14 protein-coding genes and 2 tRNA genes are annotated in these 17,698 nt (G+C 66.2%); 9 read left to right on the plus strand and 7 right to left on the minus strand.

Translation table 11 applies throughout. The annotated features are described in order from the left end of the window. Positions 1–38: 38 nt before the first annotated feature. Genes AC1D14_RS12385 through AC1D14_RS12400 form a run of 4 tightly spaced genes read right to left on the minus strand, consistent with a single transcriptional unit; the run spans position 39 to position 4,744 of the window. Positions 39–1,259, minus strand: coding sequence for an acyl-CoA dehydrogenase family protein (locus tag AC1D14_RS12385; protein ID WP_230117493.1), 1,221 nt, complete (start codon positions 1,257–1,259; stop codon positions 39–41). A 37-nt stretch (positions 1,260–1,296) separates the two neighbouring features. Then, positions 1,297–2,823, minus strand: a complete 1,527-nt coding sequence (locus tag AC1D14_RS12390; RefSeq protein WP_230117494.1) for an APC family permease — start codon at positions 2,821–2,823, stop codon at positions 1,297–1,299. Then, positions 2,820–4,043, minus strand: coding sequence for a glutathionylspermidine synthase family protein (locus tag AC1D14_RS12395; RefSeq protein ID WP_476968569.1), 1,224 nt, complete (start codon positions 4,041–4,043; stop codon positions 2,820–2,822). The genes AC1D14_RS12390 and AC1D14_RS12395 overlap by 4 nt, the downstream gene beginning before the upstream one ends. A 2-nt stretch (positions 4,044–4,045) precedes the next feature. Continuing rightward, positions 4,046–4,744 carry a Tat pathway signal protein gene (locus AC1D14_RS12400; protein ID WP_230117496.1) on the minus strand — a complete coding sequence of 233 codons (699 nt, stop codon included), beginning with the start codon at positions 4,742–4,744 and terminating at the stop codon, positions 4,046–4,048. Between the two features lie 242 nt (positions 4,745–4,986). Here AC1D14_RS12400 and AC1D14_RS12405 point away from each other — a divergent pair, with 242 nt between their 5' ends. The 4 genes from AC1D14_RS12405 to AC1D14_RS12420 all read left to right on the plus strand — a co-directional run bounded on the left by AC1D14_RS12405 (position 4,987) and on the right by AC1D14_RS12420 (position 8,788). Further along, positions 4,987–5,640 (plus strand): MOSC domain-containing protein, encoded by a 654-nt coding sequence (locus tag AC1D14_RS12405; RefSeq protein WP_230117497.1) that lies wholly within the window; start codon positions 4,987–4,989, stop codon positions 5,638–5,640. 431 nt (positions 5,641–6,071) lie between these two features. Continuing rightward, positions 6,072–8,255, plus strand: a complete 2,184-nt coding sequence (locus AC1D14_RS12410) for a DEAD/DEAH box helicase (RefSeq protein WP_230117498.1) — start codon at positions 6,072–6,074, stop codon at positions 8,253–8,255. Positions 8,256–8,581: 326 nt separating this feature from the next. Further along, positions 8,582–8,653, plus strand: a tRNA-Thr gene (locus tag AC1D14_RS12415). A gap of 61 nt (positions 8,654–8,714) precedes the next feature. After that, positions 8,715–8,788, plus strand: a tRNA-Met gene (locus AC1D14_RS12420). A gap of 189 nt (positions 8,789–8,977) precedes the next feature. Here the strand turns inward: AC1D14_RS12420 and AC1D14_RS12425 are convergent. After that, the gene (locus AC1D14_RS12425) at positions 8,978–10,057 is read right to left on the minus strand and encodes an SLAC1 family transporter (RefSeq protein WP_476882136.1); all 1,080 of its coding nucleotides are present in this window, start codon (positions 10,055–10,057) and stop codon (positions 8,978–8,980) included. A 26-nt stretch (positions 10,058–10,083) separates the two neighbouring features. Between AC1D14_RS12425 and AC1D14_RS12430 the strand changes: the two genes are divergently transcribed. Further along, positions 10,084–10,641, plus strand: a complete 558-nt coding sequence (locus AC1D14_RS12430; RefSeq protein WP_230117500.1) for a TetR/AcrR family transcriptional regulator — start codon at positions 10,084–10,086, stop codon at positions 10,639–10,641. A 317-nt stretch (positions 10,642–10,958) separates the two neighbouring features. Here the strand turns inward: AC1D14_RS12430 and AC1D14_RS12435 are convergent, their stop codons facing one another. Then, positions 10,959–11,690 (minus strand): HNH endonuclease family protein, encoded by a 732-nt coding sequence (locus tag AC1D14_RS12435; protein ID WP_230117501.1) that lies wholly within the window; start codon positions 11,688–11,690, stop codon positions 10,959–10,961. Positions 11,691–11,945: 255 nt separating this feature from the next. On the opposite strand from AC1D14_RS12435, the gene AC1D14_RS12440 reads away from it, so the two are divergent. The 3 genes from AC1D14_RS12440 (at position 11,946) to AC1D14_RS12450 (ending at position 14,954) form a co-directional block, all read left to right on the plus strand. After that, entirely contained in the window at positions 11,946–12,506 is a 561-nt protein-coding gene (locus AC1D14_RS12440) for a dihydrofolate reductase family protein (protein ID WP_230117502.1), read from the plus strand. Between the two features lie 79 nt (positions 12,507–12,585). Beyond that, positions 12,586–13,245, plus strand: coding sequence for an NAD(P)H-binding protein (locus AC1D14_RS12445; RefSeq protein ID WP_476968570.1), 660 nt, complete (start codon positions 12,586–12,588; stop codon positions 13,243–13,245). Positions 13,246–13,382: 137 nt separating this feature from the next. After that, entirely contained in the window at positions 13,383–14,954 is a 1,572-nt protein-coding gene (locus tag AC1D14_RS12450) for a Na+/H+ antiporter (RefSeq protein ID WP_230117504.1), read from the plus strand. Between the two features lie 18 nt (positions 14,955–14,972). Here AC1D14_RS12450 and AC1D14_RS12455 read toward each other — a convergent pair whose 3' ends face one another. Then, a complete protein-coding gene (locus AC1D14_RS12455; protein ID WP_230117505.1) occupies positions 14,973–16,175 on the minus strand; it encodes an ROK family transcriptional regulator in 1,203 nt (400 codons plus the stop codon). A gap of 224 nt (positions 16,176–16,399) precedes the next feature. On the opposite strand from AC1D14_RS12455, the gene AC1D14_RS12460 reads away from it, so the two are divergent. Continuing rightward, entirely contained in the window at positions 16,400–17,689 is a 1,290-nt protein-coding gene (locus tag AC1D14_RS12460) for an ABC transporter substrate-binding protein (protein ID WP_230117506.1), read from the plus strand. Positions 17,690–17,698: the final 9 nt, after the last annotated feature.

Raw genomic sequence — 17,698 nt, forward strand, 5'->3', positions numbered from 1 at the left:
GTTTCGACAAGCTCAACCAGCGGCTCCTGCCAACCTCGTCACCGGAAGGCGGACAGCCCGGTGATGTGCTGTCCGATGATCAGGGTATGGACCTCGTCCGTTCCCTCGTACGTGCGGACGGACTCCAGGTTCGCAGCGTGCCGCAGCGGCGAGTAGTCCAGGGTGATCCCGTTGCCGCCCAGAATGGTCCGTGCCTCGCGGGCGATCCTGATGGCCTCACGGACGTTGTTCAGCTTGGCCAGCGAAATCTGTTCGGGACGGAGCCTGCCGGAATCCTTGAGACGGCCCAGGTGCAGCGCAAGCATGGTGCCCTTCTGGATTTCCAGCAGCATGTTCACCAGCTTCTCCTGGGTGAGCTGGTAACCGGAGAGCGGCCGGCCGAACTGCATCCGTTCCATCGAGTAGTTCAGGGCCGCCTCGTAGGAGTCACGGGCGGCGCCCATCGCGCCCCAGGCTATGCCGTAGCGGGCCTCGTTGAGGCAGGAAAACGGCCCGCTGAGTCCGACCGCGCCCGGCAGCAGGGCCTCGGGTCCCAGCCGGACGCCGTCGAACACTACATCGCACTGGACGGAGGCGCGCATGGAAAGTTTCCTGCCGATCGGCGCGGCGGTGACTCCCGCAGTGCCGGCCGGCACGAGGAAGCCGCGGACGCCGTCGTCGGTCCTGGCCCACACCACCATGACGTCGGCGATGGAGGCGAGCCCGATCCAGCGCTTGGCGCCGTCCAGGATCCAGGCGGCGTCCTCCCCGGTGCCGTCCTGCCTGGCCGTGGTGGTCATGGACGACGGATCAGAACCCGCGGACGGCTCGGTCAGCGCGAAGCAGCCGATTACCTCGCCGGCGGCCATGCGGGGGAGCCACTCCTGTTTCTGGTCCTCGGAGCCCCATTTGTGGATGGCGGTCATGGCCAGCGAGCCCTGCACCGAGACGAAGGTGCGGATCCCGGAGTCGCCGGCCTCCAGTTCCATGGCGGCCAGGCCGTATTCCACCGCGGAGCGGCCAGGGCAGCCGTAGCCCTCCAGGTGCATGCCCAGCACACCCAGTTCGCCCAGTTGTGCGGGGAGGTGCTGGGGAAAGACGCCGCGGTCATACCAGTCGGCGATGTCCGGGCGGATCTGTTGGTCGGTGAAGTCGCGGATCCGCTGCCGGAGGGCGAGCTCGTCATGGCTCAGCAGCGAATCCAGCGCCAGTACATCAGAGGGATCGGGGAGACCGTACTCGGCCGTGGCTGCAGCGGGATCAAGGGCGTCGTTGCTCATGCCAGCATCCTACGGGCTGGCGCCACCCTGGCTGGGGCTATTGACTGGCAGAGACCTGCTGCCTGCCCAGGAAGTAGTTCCGCGTGGACGGCAGGAACCGGCACACCACGGCCAGCACCACTCCCAGGGCGAGCAGCACCACGCCGCTGACGAACGCCCCGCCGACGCCGAAGATCTGGCTGTCCCCGTAGGCCGGGTCCCACATTTGTGCCGCGGAGACGAAGAAGGCTGCCGTGAGCAGCACGGCGCCGATCAGCGGCAGGATCGCGCGAAACCACAGATTGCGGGCAGAATTGCGGAGGGTGCGCCGGAAGTACCAGACGCACGCGAAGCCGGTCAGGGCATAGTAGAACGCGATGAACAGGCTGATGGAGCTGATCGAATCGGAGAGCAGGTTCTCGCTGAGGAAGCTCATGGCAACGTAGTAGACAACCGCCGCTGCTCCCATCACCTGGGTGGAGAAACCGGGCGTCTGATTCCTGGCGTGGACCGCGCCGAATTTGGGCGGCAACGCGCCGTGGACACCCATGGAGAGGGTGCCGCGTGCTGTCGGGAGGATGGTGGTCTGCGTCGAGGAGAGCACGGAGGCCAGGACGGCGACGACGATCAGCCAGCCCCACGGGCCAAGGACCACGTCCTTCATGGCAAGGAAGACGTCGCTCTGGTTCTCACTGTTGCCGAGGCCGATCCCTTCGGACCCCACGGTGGCGTACATCATCACCAGGAGCGCCATGGACACGTAGATGGCCACCAGGACGAAGGCCGAGATGACGGCGCCGCGGCCCGGAGTGGTGGACGGGTTCTCCGTTTCCTCGTTCACCGCAAGGCAGGTGTCCCACCCCCAGTAGATGAACAGGGCCAGAAGGGAGCCGTGGACCACCGCGCCCGGATCAGCGAAGGCGCCCGCGGGATTGAACCACTCGATATCGAACGGCTGTATGGCTGTGGCGCTGGTGGATGCCCCGCCCGCGATCCTGAAAATGATGGCCACCGCAAAGATGCCCAGCGAGATGTACTGCACGTAGGTCAGGACGCGCTGCACATGCTCGCCCAGCCGGATCCCGCGGTAGTTCACCAGAGTCATGAAGGCGATGAACATAACTCCCGTAGCCGTGACCAGCAGGCTGTTCTCCGCAAGGGAACCGTCGCCCACCAGCAGCCACAGGTACTGCCCGGCCACCTGCGCCAGATTGGCCAGGACCACGATGCCGGCGAGCGCAACACCCCAGCCGCCCAGCCAGCCTGCCCACGGACCGAAGGCGTTGCGGGCCCAGATGAAGGTGGTGCCGCAGTCCGGCATGGCACTGTTGAGCTCGCGGAACGCGTACGCGATGAACAGCACGGGAATGAAGCCCAAGACCAGGACCAGTGCGGTGTAGTTCCCGTTCACAGCCGCAATCAGCCCCAAGGTGGCGGCGAGCGAATAGACCGGCGCGGTCGAGGCCAGGCCCAGCATGACGGAGTCGCCGAGGTCCAGGATCCCGGCGCGCAGCCCCTTGCCGGGAACCGCGCCAGGCGGCCGGTTTCCGGCGCCGCCGCCCGCCGTCGTGGTTCCGGTGCTCATAGTGCGATACCTGCCTTGCTGGAGTTGGCCGCGGAGTGGGCCTGGATGGAGAGGGGCGCCGGTGCGTCGATGGTGTTTGGCACGAAGCGGCAGAAGTAGTCGGTGATGGGGCCGTCCGATTCGCGGATGCCGCAGCCGACGGACTCGCCGTCCACCACCCACAGGCCAAGGACGGGGTGGTTGCCGTCAGAGTCGGGCAGCCGGTGGAACTGCTGGTAGCACCAGCCCTCGCGGCCATAGCCGCCGGGCTGCTCCAGGCTGATGCCCTCGGCGTGGATCCTGATGTTGTCGCCCTCCCGCCCGTGCAGCGGCTTGGCCACCCACTCCTTCAGGGGCCCGGGCCCGTCGAGGTAGGCCGGCAGCAGGTTCGGGTGTCCGGGGTAGAGGTGCCAAAGGGCAGCGAGCAGCGCCTTGTTCGAAAGAAGCATCTTCCAGGCCGGCTCCACCCAGCGCGGATTGTGGGCACGCTCGAGCAGGCGGTGGCCGAAGGGCTCCTTCATCATCAGCTCCCAGGGGTAGAGCTTGAAGATGGTGCTGATCATGAAGTTGTCCAGGTCCACAAAGCGTTTCAGGTTGGGGTCCCAGCCGATGTCTGACATGTTGATGCCGATGGTGGTCCAGCCCGCCTGGCTGGCGACGTCACGCATGTACGCGGCGGTCATCCAGTCCTCCCCGGATTCCTCCGCCTCCGAGTGGGCGATGTGCAGGGTGCTCATGCCGGTCCGGTACTGAAGCTTCTTCCACTGCCGGATGAGGGCCTCGTGGATGCCGTTCCACTGGTCCTTGTCCGGAAACACGTCCTGCAGCCAGAACCATTGGGCCACGGCAGCCTCGATCAGGCCCGTGGGCGTGTCGGCGTTGTACTCGAGCATCTTGGCGGCGCCGCCCTGGCCGTCGTAGATGAAATCGAAGCGGCCGTAGATGTCCATGTCCCCGGCCTGCAGCGATTCGGCCGCCAGTTCCAGCCCCTGCTGGCCGATGCCTATGGGTCCCATGGCTCCGGTGGCCAGGAACTTTGCGGCCTCAAGGCACATCCCGTGCATGTCCTCCGCGGTCTGCTCCAGGGCCTCCACCTCGTCCATGGTGAATTCGTAGTAGGCGGACTCGTTCCAATACTCGATTTTCTTGCCGTCCGGCATGGTGGTGGTCGAGAAAACCAGGCCCTGCTCTTCGATTTTCTGTTTCCAGTCCGGCCGGGGCGTTGCGAAAAGTCTCTTCACCCCTAGCCTCCCGTGCTTCCGCCCTTGGAGCTGCTGCCGAAGCCGCCCCTGCTGACGGTGCCGCCCTTGCTGCTGTATCCCGTGGACGTCTTGGCCCCCTGCGGAACCGTCCTGGTGAAGCTCGGGTAGGAAGACCGGTTCTGCCCCACGCCCGGAACACTTGCTCCCCGGGCGTAGAAGTACCAGGCGTAGAGGCCGCCGCCCCGGCCAGCTGTGCTGTTGCACTGGGTGTCCTCCACCCGTTCGCCGGTCTCGTCGTTGAAGCAGACCTGCGCGTAGTCCGCATCCTGCTCATTGCTGGCGACGATCGCCGTGATGGTGCCGGCCAGCAGCGCCGTCACGCCGAGGCCCACCACCACGGTGCGGCGCTGCGAGCGCTTTTTCCGGGCCGCTGCGGAGTTCAGTTCGCGCTCGCGCTCCCGGGCGAAGGGGTCGATGATGGGGCTCGGCGCGGGGAAGTCCGGCTGCCCCGGTTCGCCGGAGGGGCCAGCCTGGGACGTGGAGCCGGGCTTTCCGCGGCCCCGTTTGCCGGGCTTCCCCGGGCGCTGTCCGGAGGGCTTGAACAACTCGGGGTCCAGCAGCTCGGGCCGGAGCTCCGGCTTGGGCACCTGCCACGGCGGCGGCTTCGGCGCGCCGGCGGCGGACGCATCGTCGCGCGCATCGCCGTCGCGGTCTTTCGGCGGGTCTTTCTCCGGGTTCACGGGTCCCCCTGCTGGTCCATGCTGTCGGGTCACTCTGATTAAGTCATTGATTAAGTCACTGCATCGATTAGTCACGGCGGATCAGTTCACGCCGGTGGCGTGCCGTCTTGAGCGGGCGGCGCCCGCAACGGAATCCTGCAGTCAGCCTAGTAGTTGCACCGGCGTGCCGCTAACAAATATGTGGGACGGGCCACTATCGGCACACGGCATACGGCACAGTCCCGAGAACCTAGACTGTTGCCATGGACACCGCCACTCTGCTTGCCGTCTGCCGGGTACACCAGCTCCTGCCTGATGAGGGGAGCGTGGGTGTCACCGCGATCGACAAACGCCCTGTCGAAGGGCCCGTGAAGGTGCACAAACTTGGCCTGCACGGCGATATCCAGGCCAGCAGGATCCACCACGGCGGCGAGGACCAGGCGCTGTATGCCTACTCCCAGGCCGATGCGGACTACTGGGTCGGTGCACTGCAGCGCGACCTGCCGCCCGGCATATTCGGTGAGAACCTGCGCGTTGCCGGCATCGAGACCACCGGCGCCGTCATCGGCGAGCGTTGGAAGATCGGCCTGGACGTCGAAGTCGAGGTGACCTCGCCGCGCGTTCCGTGCGCTGCCTTCCAGCGGCGCATGGGGGAGAGCCAGTGGGTCAAGCGCTTCACCGAGGCCGGACGCGTGGGCACCTACCTTCGGGTGATCCGCACCGGCTCCATCCAGGCCGGGGACCACATCCATAAGCTTTTCGTTCCGAGCCACGGAGTGACCGTTGGCCGGTGGTTCAGCCACCCGGATGTTGAAGCCATGGAGGCACTCCGTGACGCCGATGCCGACGGAGAAATCCGTCTCCAGCCCGAGTACCACGACGAATTCGAGAAGCTTCTGCGCCGCGTCGGCAGCTAGCCGCGGCGGCTGCCGGCATCCAAAAAAGCGGGGAAGAACGACGGCGGAAGACCGTCGTGTGGGCAAGCTCACCGAAGCCTGCGGGACCCTCGGTTACCCATGGGCGGAAGTATGCCCTACACTTGAAATATCCCCCACTCCGGAAATCCCTTATTCCTGCCCAATTTTTGAGGCAGGACTGGCAAGTGTTGGAGTCCGCAAATGTGATGCGGGCATTTTCATAGGGAGAGCCGGCTAAAGAAAACGCTGTACAGACTGCTGGGATAGCAGCCAAGAGATGCAGCGGGAAGTCCTGCCACGGGATTGCGAAAGCGCCGGACTTCTACGTGACCGGCCGGTCAATGTATGCCCGGCACCCACGGCACATGTACTGCGGCTCCGCTCACCTCGGGTTGTGCCGCCTGGCCCCCTATGGATGAGGAAACTTCCCTATGCCCGAAAATCACAACGACAACATCGACGCCGAGAACACGGTCAACACCGAGAGCGCGACCGTCGAATTCACTGAGGCCGCTGCCCCCGCAGCAGAGCCCGCCGACGCTCCCACAGCAGAGGCCGTCGCTGCCGATGCTCCCGCAGCAGAGCCCGCCCCTGCCGATGCTCCCGCAGCCAAGGCCGAGGAAGACGAAGAAGAAGGCGTGAAGTTCGCCGATCTCGGCATCGACGGCCGCGTCCTGGCCGCCCTGCAGGACGTCGGCTACGAAAAGCCGTCCCCCATCCAGGCAGCAACCATCCCGCTGCTGCTTGAAGGCCGCGACGTCGTGGGCCTCGCCCAGACCGGCACCGGTAAGACTGCAGCATTCGCAGTACCGGCACTGTCCCGCCTGGCCGAGCTCCACGACCTTAACGGCCCGTCACGCAAGACGCAGGCCCTGGTTCTCGCCCCGACCCGCGAGCTCGCGCTCCAGGTTGCCGAGGCCTTCACCTCCTACGCCAAGCACATCGATGACTTCACCGTCCTCCCCGTCTACGGTGGCTCCGCCTACGGCCCCCAGCTCGCCGGCCTGCGCCGCGGTGCGCAGGTTGTCGTCGGTACCCCAGGCCGTGTGATCGACCACATTGCCAAGGGTTCCCTGGACCTGTCCGAGCTCCAGTACCTGGTGCTGGACGAGGCCGACGAAATGCTGCGCATGGGCTTCGCCGAAGACGTGGAGCAGATCTTCCAGCAGACCCCGTCAGACCGCCAGGTGGCACTGTTCTCCGCCACCATGCCGAGCCAGATCCGCCGCATGTCCAAGCAGTACCTGAACAACCCGGCCGAGATTTCGGTGAAGTCCAAGACCACCACCGGCGCCAACACCCGCCAGCGGTACCTGCAGGTCATGGGCCCGCACAAGCTCGACGCCCTGACCCGCATCCTCGAGGTCGAAGAGTTCGACGGCGTCATCGCCTTCGTCCGCACCAAGATGGCCACCGAGGACCTGGCTGACAAGCTGAAGGCCCGCGGCTTCCAGGCTGCCGCCATCAACGGCGACATCCCGCAGCAGCAGCGCGAACGCACTGTTGAAGCGCTGAAGGAAGGCCGCATCGACATCCTGGTGGCCACCGACGTCGCGGCCCGTGGCCTTGACGTTGAGCGCATCAGCCACGTGGTCAACTACGACATCCCCCACGACACGGAGTCCTACGTCCACCGCATCGGCCGCACCGGCCGTGCAGGCCGTTCGGGCGACGCGATCCTCTTCATGACGCCGCGGGAGAAGTACCTGCTGCGCTCCATCGAGAAGGCCACCCGCCAGCCGGTCGAGCAGATGCACCTGCCCACCGCCGAAACCGTGAACACGCTGCGCCTGGGCAAGTTCGCCGAGCGCATCACGGAGACTCTCGAGTCCGAGGATGTTGCGGCCTTCCGCGACCTCATCTCGTCCTACGAGGAAGAGCACAACGTTCCGGCGTCGGAGATCGCTGCAGCACTTGCCGTCATGGCGCAGGGCGGTCAGCCGCTCCTGGTCAAGGAACTGCCGGCGGCTCCCGAGTACCAGAAGCGCGAACGCGCCAAGGACGGCTTCGGCTCCCGTGGCCCGACCCGCACTCTGACCGAGGGCAACGCCACCTACAGGATCGCCGTCGGACGCCGCCAGCGCGTCATGCCGGGCTCCATCGTGGGTGCCATTGCCAACGAGGGTGGCATCTCCTCGGCCCAGATCGGTGGCATCGACATCCGTTCGGACCACTCCCTCGTGGAGCTGCCGGCGGACCTGAGCCCGGAGCAGCTGCGTGCCCTCTCCCGCACCCGGATCGGCGGCGAGCTGATCCACCTCGAGCTGGACAACGGACGCAAGCCTTCCGGTGGCGGCGGTGAGCGTGGCGGTTACCAGGGCAACCGTGGCGGCGACCGCGGCGGCAACTTCAAGGGCAACGGCGGCTTCAAGAAGGAATTCCGCAAGAACGACGGCGACCGCGGCGGTTACGCCGGCGGCGGCGAGCGTTCCTCGGCGGACCGCGGCGGACGCTCCTACAGCGACCGCGCGGAGCGCGGCGTCAGCGCCGACTCCGGTGCAAACCGCGGCCAGGCCAGTGATTCCCGCTTCGGCGGCCACGGCGACGGTGCACGCAAGCCCCGCCACGGCAACGAAGGCGGACACCGCGACTTCAACCGCAAGGGCAAGTGGTAACAGGTGTTTGGGGAGTAGTAGCTCCCCGGCAGTAGTTCCCGGCTAACACGCAGGGACCGGCTTTCGAGCCGGTCCCTGCGTGTTTAAGGAACGGCTGAGGGAGGTTTAGGCGTGGGGCCGGAACCGGCGGACGGTGGCAGCCGCGGGGCCTCCAGAGACGCTGTCAGGTGTCCGCAACGGCGCCGTCCGGACTGCAATCCAGGGGCGCCAGGCGGGCGTTTTGAAGGCCATAAAAATGGTTCCGACGCAACTGTTTCGTCGGCTCCGGAGGCGTTGTTCCGCCGATTTGTTGGGTGGGAAATCTTCCGGTAGAGTATTTACTCGTTGCCCCCCTAGCTCAGTGGTAGAGCGCGTTCTTGGTAAGAACGAGGTCACCGGATCGATTCCGGTGGGGGGCTCTGAATGAGGGCCTGTGTCAGGGCGGTCTTGACCGGCTTGACACAGGTTTTTCTCATTCGTGGCGGTGTAGCTCAGTTGGTTAGAGCGCACGACTCATAATCGTGAGGTCGGGAGATCGAGCCTCCCCACCGCTACAGGACAAGCCCCCGGAATCCGAGAGATTCCGGGGGCTTTTTGTGCCTTTCCCCAGGCAGAGACATCCGGGTACATCCTTGGAGCTGGATGACGCAAGCGGAGACGCCGGCCGCGATGAGCGTGCATCCCTGCTGACCACGGGCTGCTTTCGATCGCAGCTTCAGCCTGGAGGCGGGCGTATGCGGGCGTTATGGACCTTCGCGTGACGCGCGGGTTGTGGCGATGAGCAAGAGGATCGACTTCGTCGCGATCGAGACGACGAGGAGCGTAACGGCGGCGAGCACTCCAACTGTGATGGCCTGCCAGGCAAAGGGTTGGAGTAAGTGCAACCACGTGATTGCTAGCGCAGCTACGCTCGCCGCGGGGAAGGTGAATGACCAGAAGCCGATCGAGAACGGCAGTGCACGGTAGCGCGGCAACAGCATCACCTGGATCAACACCATCATCGCCGTCATCGCCGTCAACCCCTCAAAGACGTGATTGGGTCGGCCGCCGGAGATCGTAAGCCACGCTGCTGACGCGACGGCCGGGGGAGCCATCATGATCGCGAGTGTCGGGACGAGCGGTGCGGGCATGGTTGGACGGAGCGCGAGCCGGAGGAAGAAGAACACGGAGATCACCATCCAGAAGAAGATGCCGATTGCGAAGCTTCCCACGGCGAGCCAGTGAGGCCCCGTCTCTGCGGCAGCGAGTGCACCGACTAAACCGGCTGCACTGATGGGCAGGAAGTACCCGCCGTGAACGGATTCCAGTGGCAGCTCGCCGCGCATCCAGAAGTTCAGAATCCATGCGGCGAACGCGGCCGCGGCGGCGAGGGAGATCAACGTCAGCACGGTTCCGGCCATCGGAATCGTGCGGTGAAGGGCCGCTCCAAGCAGCATCGCGGCGATGGGAAGCAATGCCGCAAGCGGACCCTGAGCGAAGTGCGTGAGCTGATGAGAGAGCGGCTGATCGGTGCGCGCGCCGCGATACACGTGCACCGCGATGCTCCAGATCCAGGAGATCGCAGCGATCAGCCAAAACGCTTGCCCGAGCTCGAAGGGGAGGCCGAGCGCGGAGGTCGCCGCGGACCAAACTTGGGCGAGTCCCGCCAAGCCCAGGGGAATGGCGAGAGTGTTCAACGGGACGCGCGTGCGCACGCTTGTCGCAGAGGGGACGTGCGCCGAGAGCAGCTGAGCAGACAACGGAATGCCTTCCTGATAGGGCGTAAGAGGACCACTGGTCGGTCCCATCAGCAGTTTTTGACCTTGAAGTACAATAACATGCAAGTTACCCTGTTTCCATGGGTAGACCGATGCAGTTTGAGACGGACACGGCCGTCGACAAGGCGATGGAACTGTTTTGGCGTCAGGGGTACGCCGGGACCACACCGCAGGAGCTGGCCAGTGAGCTGGGGATCGGCAAAGGCAGTCTCTACAACACGTTTGAGAGCAAGCACGCCCTGTTTATGCGTGCTCTTCGGCGCTACAGCGAGAGGCGACTCGAGCACCTGACAGACCTATTCTTAGCGCCCGGGCCGATTGGGCCGCGTCTCAAAGAGGCGATGATTGTCCTTGCCGGCGTAGGCGAGCACCAGCGGGGGTGCGTCATGGTCAATGCTGCCGCGGAGCTCGGCCCTGCCGACGTCGACGTGAATCGCATCGCGGACGACCTCTTCACGCAAATCGAAGCGGTGTTTCGGCAAGCAATCGCGCAGGGGCAAAAGTCTGGAGAATTCGCTGTCGATCGGGTTGCCGACACTGCCGCTAGCCAACTACTTGCCTGCGTGATCGGGCTTAGCGTGCTCGTCAAGGCAGGTGGGCCGTCGGAGAGGTTCCGCGGCGTTATCGACGGCATCGTGGACGGATTGTGATGCCGAAGAGAATCCACGTTTAGACCTGGCCGCGAGCCGGTCAGTCTGATGCCGTGAAGACTTCATCTATCCGCCGATCGACGATTCCCGCCGCGCGCACCAAGCAGGGGCGGTGGCCCGCTCATTCCCCGTGAACCAGAGCGGGCCACCTACCGCGCCGTAGATGATCGAGACCCGTTACGGCCGCGGTAGACGGATGGTACGTCATCGACCTTGGGACCCGGGCGCACGGAACAAGAAAATGCCCCGCGCGGCCATGTAGGGCGGCGCGGGGCTTTCCCCGGCGCTTCAGTCTCTGTCCGGCTCGGCACGACGCCTTAGACCCTGGTGACGCCGATCCTTACGTTGGGGCAGGAGTCCGCATACCGGATCAGCGCCGCCTTCTCTGCGCTGTCCACCCGCAGGCCCCACCGGATCTTCACCGCGATCCACTGGCCGATGTAGGCGCATCTGTTCGCGGGAGGCATCCACGACTCCGGGCCCCTGGCCTGCTTGGCGGAGTTGAGCGCCGACGTCTGGGCACTGAGGGACCGGGCGTCGCCGAGATCGTTGTAGAACGCCACCCGGCGCGCCTGCGACCAGTAGCGCGCGCCCGAGCCCCACGCCTCGTGGACGGGGACGGTGTGGTCTATCTGAACCGTTGAGGCATATGTGTGAACACGGTTGTCCCAGGAGGTCACCCACCTTCCCCTGCTGGCGGTGCAGCCGCGGCTGGTGTAAGCGAGGGCGGCTTTGGACTCCTGGACCAGGACTTCCTGCCTGGTGTTTTGGCAGTCGCGGTTGGTGTCGTTCCAATCGCCAAAATACCGGGCCCTGTCGTAGCCGGCGTTGTTCTCGGCCGCCACCGCGAGCGACCGCGCCGCGGTGCGCAGCGGCGCTGAGTAGTTTGTGGCAGCCTCCGCCGGGACGGCCAGCCCGGCGAGCAGAAGTCCCGCGGCCACGGCGGACGCGGCGAGAGACCGGCCCAGCACCACGGGACTGGTGAATGTAGCGAGTGACGCCCGGATTCGGGCGTGCTTGAACCGGCCTGCCGGCATGGTTTCCCCCATTTGAGTTCATGAAAAGTGGCACCGATGGATGCGAAGACCAGCATGACAGTCCGGAATGCCCCGAAACCGATCCTTGATGGGGTCTTGATGCAATCCTGTGTGAATGCTGCGACTGGCCGCCGGCCGGGGCAGAGACGGAGGAATTGTGCCGGGCAGCGTTGGTTCCCGTTCGCTGTTATCCGCAGGCGTTGTAATCCGGACCAGCCGAATCTAACGTCGGACTGACTGCAGGCAAGCGGAAGCGGGAGGCGCGTCATGGCCAAACTGATCTACTCGGGAATCATGTCGCTCGACGGCTACACAGCGGACCGGGACGGGAACTTCGACTGGAGCGTCCCGGACGAGGAAGTGCACACCTTCGTCAACGAGCGCCAGCGGGATGTCGGCACCCATCTCTACGGCCGGCGGCTCTACGAAGTCATGCTCGCCTGGGAGGATCCCGGCGCCTTCACCGGCGAACCGCCCTATGTCCAGGAATTCGCGCAACTCTGGAAGGCAGCAGACAAGGTGGTGTACTCCCGAACGCTGCAGAATCCCGCCAGCGCGCGGACCCGGATCGAACGGGAGTTCAGTGCCGATGCGGTCAGCCGGCTCAAGACGGAAGCCGGCCAGGACCTGGCGGTGGGCGGCCCGGAGCTCGCAGCCTCTGCCATCAGGGCGGGGCTGGTGGACGAGTTCCAGATGTTCGTCTCGCCCGTGGCCGTTGGCGGCGGCAAGAGGTACCTCCCCGACGACGTCCGCCTGAACCTTGAGCTGCTCGAAGAACGGCGGTTCGGCAACGGCGTCGTGTTCCTCCGCTACGGCAACCGCACCTGACGCGTGCCGGCACGCAACCTCGCGCAGCCACAAAAGCGTGTGCTGGGACAAAACCCCGCGCTGGGACAGAATGGGAGGCATGACCCGAATCGCAATCATCGGCGGCCACGGCAAAGTGGCCCTCCAGCTGTCCGCCCTTCTCACCGGAGAGGGGCACAGCGTCACCTCCATCATCCGCAACCCCGATCACGCCGCGGACGTCGCAGCGACCGGCGCGTCGCCGTCGGTGCTTGACGTTGAAAATTCGACGACGGCGGAAATCGCCGCCGGGCTCCGGAACCACGACGCCGTGGTCTGGTCAGCCGGCGCCTGGGGAGGGAACCCGGAACGCACCTTGGCGGTGGACCGCGACGCCGCCATCCGCTCCATGGACGCCGCTACGGAGGCTGGTGTGCGCCGCTACGTCATGGTCTCCTACTTCGGTGCGGGCCCCAACCATGGCGTGCCGGCCGGCCACAGCTTCCATGCCTACGCCGAGGCCAAGGCGGCGGCAGATGAATACCTGCGCGGCAGCTCGCTGTCCTGGACCATCCTCGGCCCCGGTTCACTGACCGACGGCCCCGGGAACGGCCTGATCGACGTGGACCCCGCCGACGCCGCCTCCGGAACCAACACGTCCCGGGCCAACGTGGCCATCGTCGCCGCGGCCGTGCTGGACCTGCCGGGATGCGCAGGCCGGACCATCGAGTTCCGGGACGGCACCCTCCCGGTCTCGGCCGCACTGGAGCCGGTCAAGTAGCGCCGGCGGAGCGGCGGCAGGCCCCTCGGGGCGGCCGCCGTCGAAGAGTGCGGCCCGGCCCCCGGTAGGGTGGAATCGCACGGTTCGCCCTCCGGCTTCGGGGGCGCAGGGCCCAACACTCCGGGGAAAGTGAGCACATGGACCAGCTGGCACTCATTATCGGACTGCTGCTCGCCACGGTGGTGGCTGTAGGCCTGGGGGACCGGCTGCGGCTGCCTTACCCGGTCCTGATGCTCCTGCTGGCCGTGGCGCTGACTTTCATCCCCGGTTTCCCCGACCTGGAGATCTCGCCGGAGCTGATCCTGCCCATCTTCCTGCCGCCACTGCTGTTCGCCACCGCCCAACGCAGTTCCTGGGCGGTGTTCCGGGTCCGCTGGCGCACGCTCATCATGCTCGCGGTGGCCCTCGTGGTGATTTCCACCGCGGTGGTAGCCGGCGCCGCGTGGCTCATGATCCCGGGCATCGGCGTCCCCGCCGCCATCGCACTCGGCGCCATGGTGGCTCCGCCGGACCCGGTGGCGGTCGAGTCGGTTGCCGGCCGCGTCCGCATGCCCCGCCGCCTGATCACAGTGCTGCAGAGCGAAGGCCTCTTCAACGACGCCGCGGCCATCGTCATCTTCCAGGCCGCCGTCGCTGCAGCTGTTGGCGGCACCAGGATAGGACCCGACGTCGTCCTGCTGTTTGTGGTGGGCGCTGCCCTTGCGGTCGTGGTCGGGATCGCCATGGGCTGGCTGACGTCGCTGATCACCCGGCTCGTGCAATCGATGGTCGCCCGCAGCGCAGTCACCCTGGTGGTGCCGTTTGCCGCCTACATCCTGGCGGAAGAATTCCACGCGTCCGGTGTTATCGCCGTCGTGGTCACCGCCCTGGAGATGCAGCGGCACTCCCGCCCGCAGGACGCCGCCGAGCGGGTGACCCGGACGGCCTTCTGGGACGTGGTGGAGCTCCTCGTGACCGGACTGGCGTTCGGCCTCGTGGGCCTCGAAATCCAGGACGTCGTCCGCAAGGAAGGTGCCGGCATCCTCGGCATGGTGGGCACCGCCGTCGTGGTCTGCATCCTGGTGTTCGCCGTGCGGTTCGGCTGGCTCGGCCTGCTGGCCCTGTCGGCGCGCAAGCGCAAGAACCTGCTGCAGCCCACCTCCGCCAAAGAGGTGCTGATCCTGACCTGGTGCGGGATGCGCGGACTCGCTACCCTGGCCCTCGCGCTGGCTCTCCCGCTCACGCTTGCGGACGGCACGCCGTTCCCGGCGCGGGACGAGCTGCTGGTCATTGCCTGCGCGGTGCTGCTCGCCACGCTGGTCCTGCCGGGGCTCACGCTGCCCTGGCTGATGCGCGTCCTGAAGGCGTCCCAGGACGGAACCGAGGAGCGGGACGCGGCCCGGCTTCTGGCCAGGCGGGCCCAGGCGGCCGCCGTGGCGGCGCTCAAGGACACCGAGCTGATGAAGGAGCTGCCGCCGGAGAAGGTTGCGCTGGTGAAGGAAAAGATGACGCGGCTGCACGCCGAGCTGCTGGATGGCAGCCTCCGCAACGAGAGCCTGGCCGAGAAACGCGAGCGCGGCAGGGAGCTGGCCATCGCAGTCCAGACCATCGCCCTGGACGCCGCCCGGCAGGAAGTGGTGGCCGCGCGCAACGAGGCCGACATGGACCCGGAGGTCGCGGACAGGGTGCTCCGCCAGCTCGACCTGCGGACCATGATCATGCCGGAATAGGCTATTCAGGCAGGGGACTTAGGCCGGGACGGACAGCTCCAGGTCCAGGGTGTTTTTCTCCACGTAGTCCAGGGCGCACCTGACGGCACCCACCGTCACGATTGAGTCGCCCAGCGGGGAAACCGCCACCCGCGGCGGCGTCGCAGTGAACTCGGTCAGGCGTTCGGCGATCGGCCCAAGCAGCACACCCGCGGAATTTGCCACTGCGCCTCCGATGACCACCAGCTCCGGGTTGATGACCGTGGCCACGGCGCCAATCACCCGGGCCATCCTGTCGGCCAGCCTGTCGAGGATTTGCAAAGCCACTGCATCGCCCGCAGCGGCCGCGGCGAAAACATGTTCCGCTTCGGCGCCCTCCCGGGCATGCTCGCGGAGCGAGGTCTTGGCCCGCCCGGCAAGGGCCTCCCCTGCCCAGACACGCGCCAGGGTGGCAATCCCGAAGGTGTCGCCCACGCCCTCGACCATGTCGAGGAACGCCAGCTCGCCGGCGCCGCCGCCGCTGCCGTGCAGCAGCCGCCCGCCGTCGATCACTCCGGAACCGAAGCGTTCACTGGCCAGGATGACGACGACGTCGTCCACACCCGCCGCTGCGCCCCGCCAGCGGTCGCCGAGGGCCGCGAGGTTGGCGTCGTTTTCGAGCAGTACTGTCCACCCGCGGAGATCTTTCAGCGCGGCCTTGAGGCCGACGTCGAACAGACCCCAGAAGTGCTGGGCCGCCAGCACATTTCCGTGACGATCCACCGGCGCGGCGATGCCCGCGCAGACAGCGAGGACCGACTCGGGGGCAGCTCCCACACTGTGCAGCGCCGTCATGGCTGTCCGGTCAATGACGGCTATGCGTTCCTGAGCCGAGATTTCGGCGCCGGCGAACGGCTGGCTGGACCGCCCCAGCGTCATACCGCGGAGATCGGACACCACCACTGTGGCCTTGGAGACGCCCACGTCCATGCCAAGGACGTAGCCGGCGCGCTCGTTGAGCTCGAACCGGCGTGCCGGCCGGCCTTTCTGATAGCCGCCGAACGCGCGCTGGTTTTCCAGCTCCCTGATCCAGCCCCGCTCCATAAGGTCTTCGCACACCGAAATGGCCGTGGCCCGCGTGAGCCCGGTGGACTGCATGACTTCCGTGACCGTCACCGCCTCGGAGGCCCGCATGAAGTCCAGGACCGCACCGGCGCTCACGCGCCGCAGCAGCTGGGGYGTTGCCGCCGTCATTTCAGACATGGTGTTGACCTCCCTGTGCTTTGCACCACATAATACTTGAGGAACTAAATTTAGATTCCATATAAACTTAGAGCGTGTGGGCCGGACGGCCGCCGACCACTGGCTTTTCTTCCAGACATTCACCCAGCCTTTTGCAAAGGAGCAACCGTGAACAGCATCCTGAAGCAGCGCCCGCCCGGACCCCAGCCCGAATCCCGCCAGGCCCGCACGTCGGCCTCTGCCCTGTGAGCGCCGCCCCGCTTAGCAGGCGCGCGCTGCTGAAGGCCGCGGGCCTCGCCGGCGCCGCCTTCATGGCCCCCCTCTCCGGCTGCGGCGCCACGCCCAGCACCCAGAACGGCGTCACCACGCTGCGGTTCATGCAGAACAAGCCCGAAGTGGTGGACTACTTCAACCAGGTAATCAAGGACTTCGAGGCACTGAACCCGGACATCCGCGTGGTCCAGGACTTCAACGAGGGCAACTTTGTTCCGGGACTGGTCCGCAACGATCCGCCGGACGTTGTGACCCGCGGCTTCGCGCAGGCCACCGCAGACTTCGTCAGGAAGGGCATCTTCGCCGACCTTTCGGACATGCCCGTGGCTGCCACCATCGATCCGAAGATGCAGGACCTCGTCAGCTCCTGGGGCCAGTACAACGGCAACGAGATCAGTGCCCTGCCGTTCTCCCTGGCGGCCGCCGGCGTCATTTACAACCGCGACATTTTCGAGGCGCAGGGCGTCTCCGTACCCACCACTTGGGACGAGTTCGTGGCAGCCTGCGAAAAGTTCAAGGCGGCCGGCATCGCGCCGATCTATGGAACGTTCAAGGACCCCTGGACCCTCGCCCAGGGCATGTTCGACTACGTGTCCGGCGGTGCTCTGGATGTCGCGAAATTCTTCACAAAGCTCAACGCCAAGGGTGCAGACATCACCGCGGACGCCCCTGAGTCGTTTGCCAGCAACTTCGGACCGGCACTGCCCAAAATGCTCCAGCTGGCGTCCTTCGCGCAGAACGGAGCTGCCAGCAAGAACTATGCAGACGGCAACGCCGCCTTCGCCAAAGGCCAGGCGGCCATGTACCTGCAGGGTCCGTGGGCCCTCTCCCAGCTGGTCGCGGCCAATAAGGACATCAGGCTCGGAAGCTTCCCGCTGCCGGTGACGAACAACCCGGACGAGACCAAGGCCCGCGTGAACGTGGACATGGCGCTCTCCATCACCCGCAACACGCCGAACATGGCTGCCGCCCAGCGGTTCGTCAACTACCTGCTCGCGCCGTCAGTAGTCAACACCTACAACGAGAAGAACGCTGCGTTCTCGCCGCTCAAGGACGCTCCCGCCGTCAGCAATCCGCAGATCAGCGGGCTGGGCGCAGCGGTCGATGAGGCGCGCTACTTCCAGGGCGCTACCACCTACTTCCCGCCGTCGGTGCCGCTGAACAACTACATCCAGTCCTTCGTGTACAGCAAGAACGGCGAGCAGTTCCTGTCCGCCCTCGACGACGAATGGCGCCGCGTCGCCGAACGCACCGCGGTCTGACCCCCCACC

Source organism: Arthrobacter sp. P1_B11, from assembly GCF_056406715.1.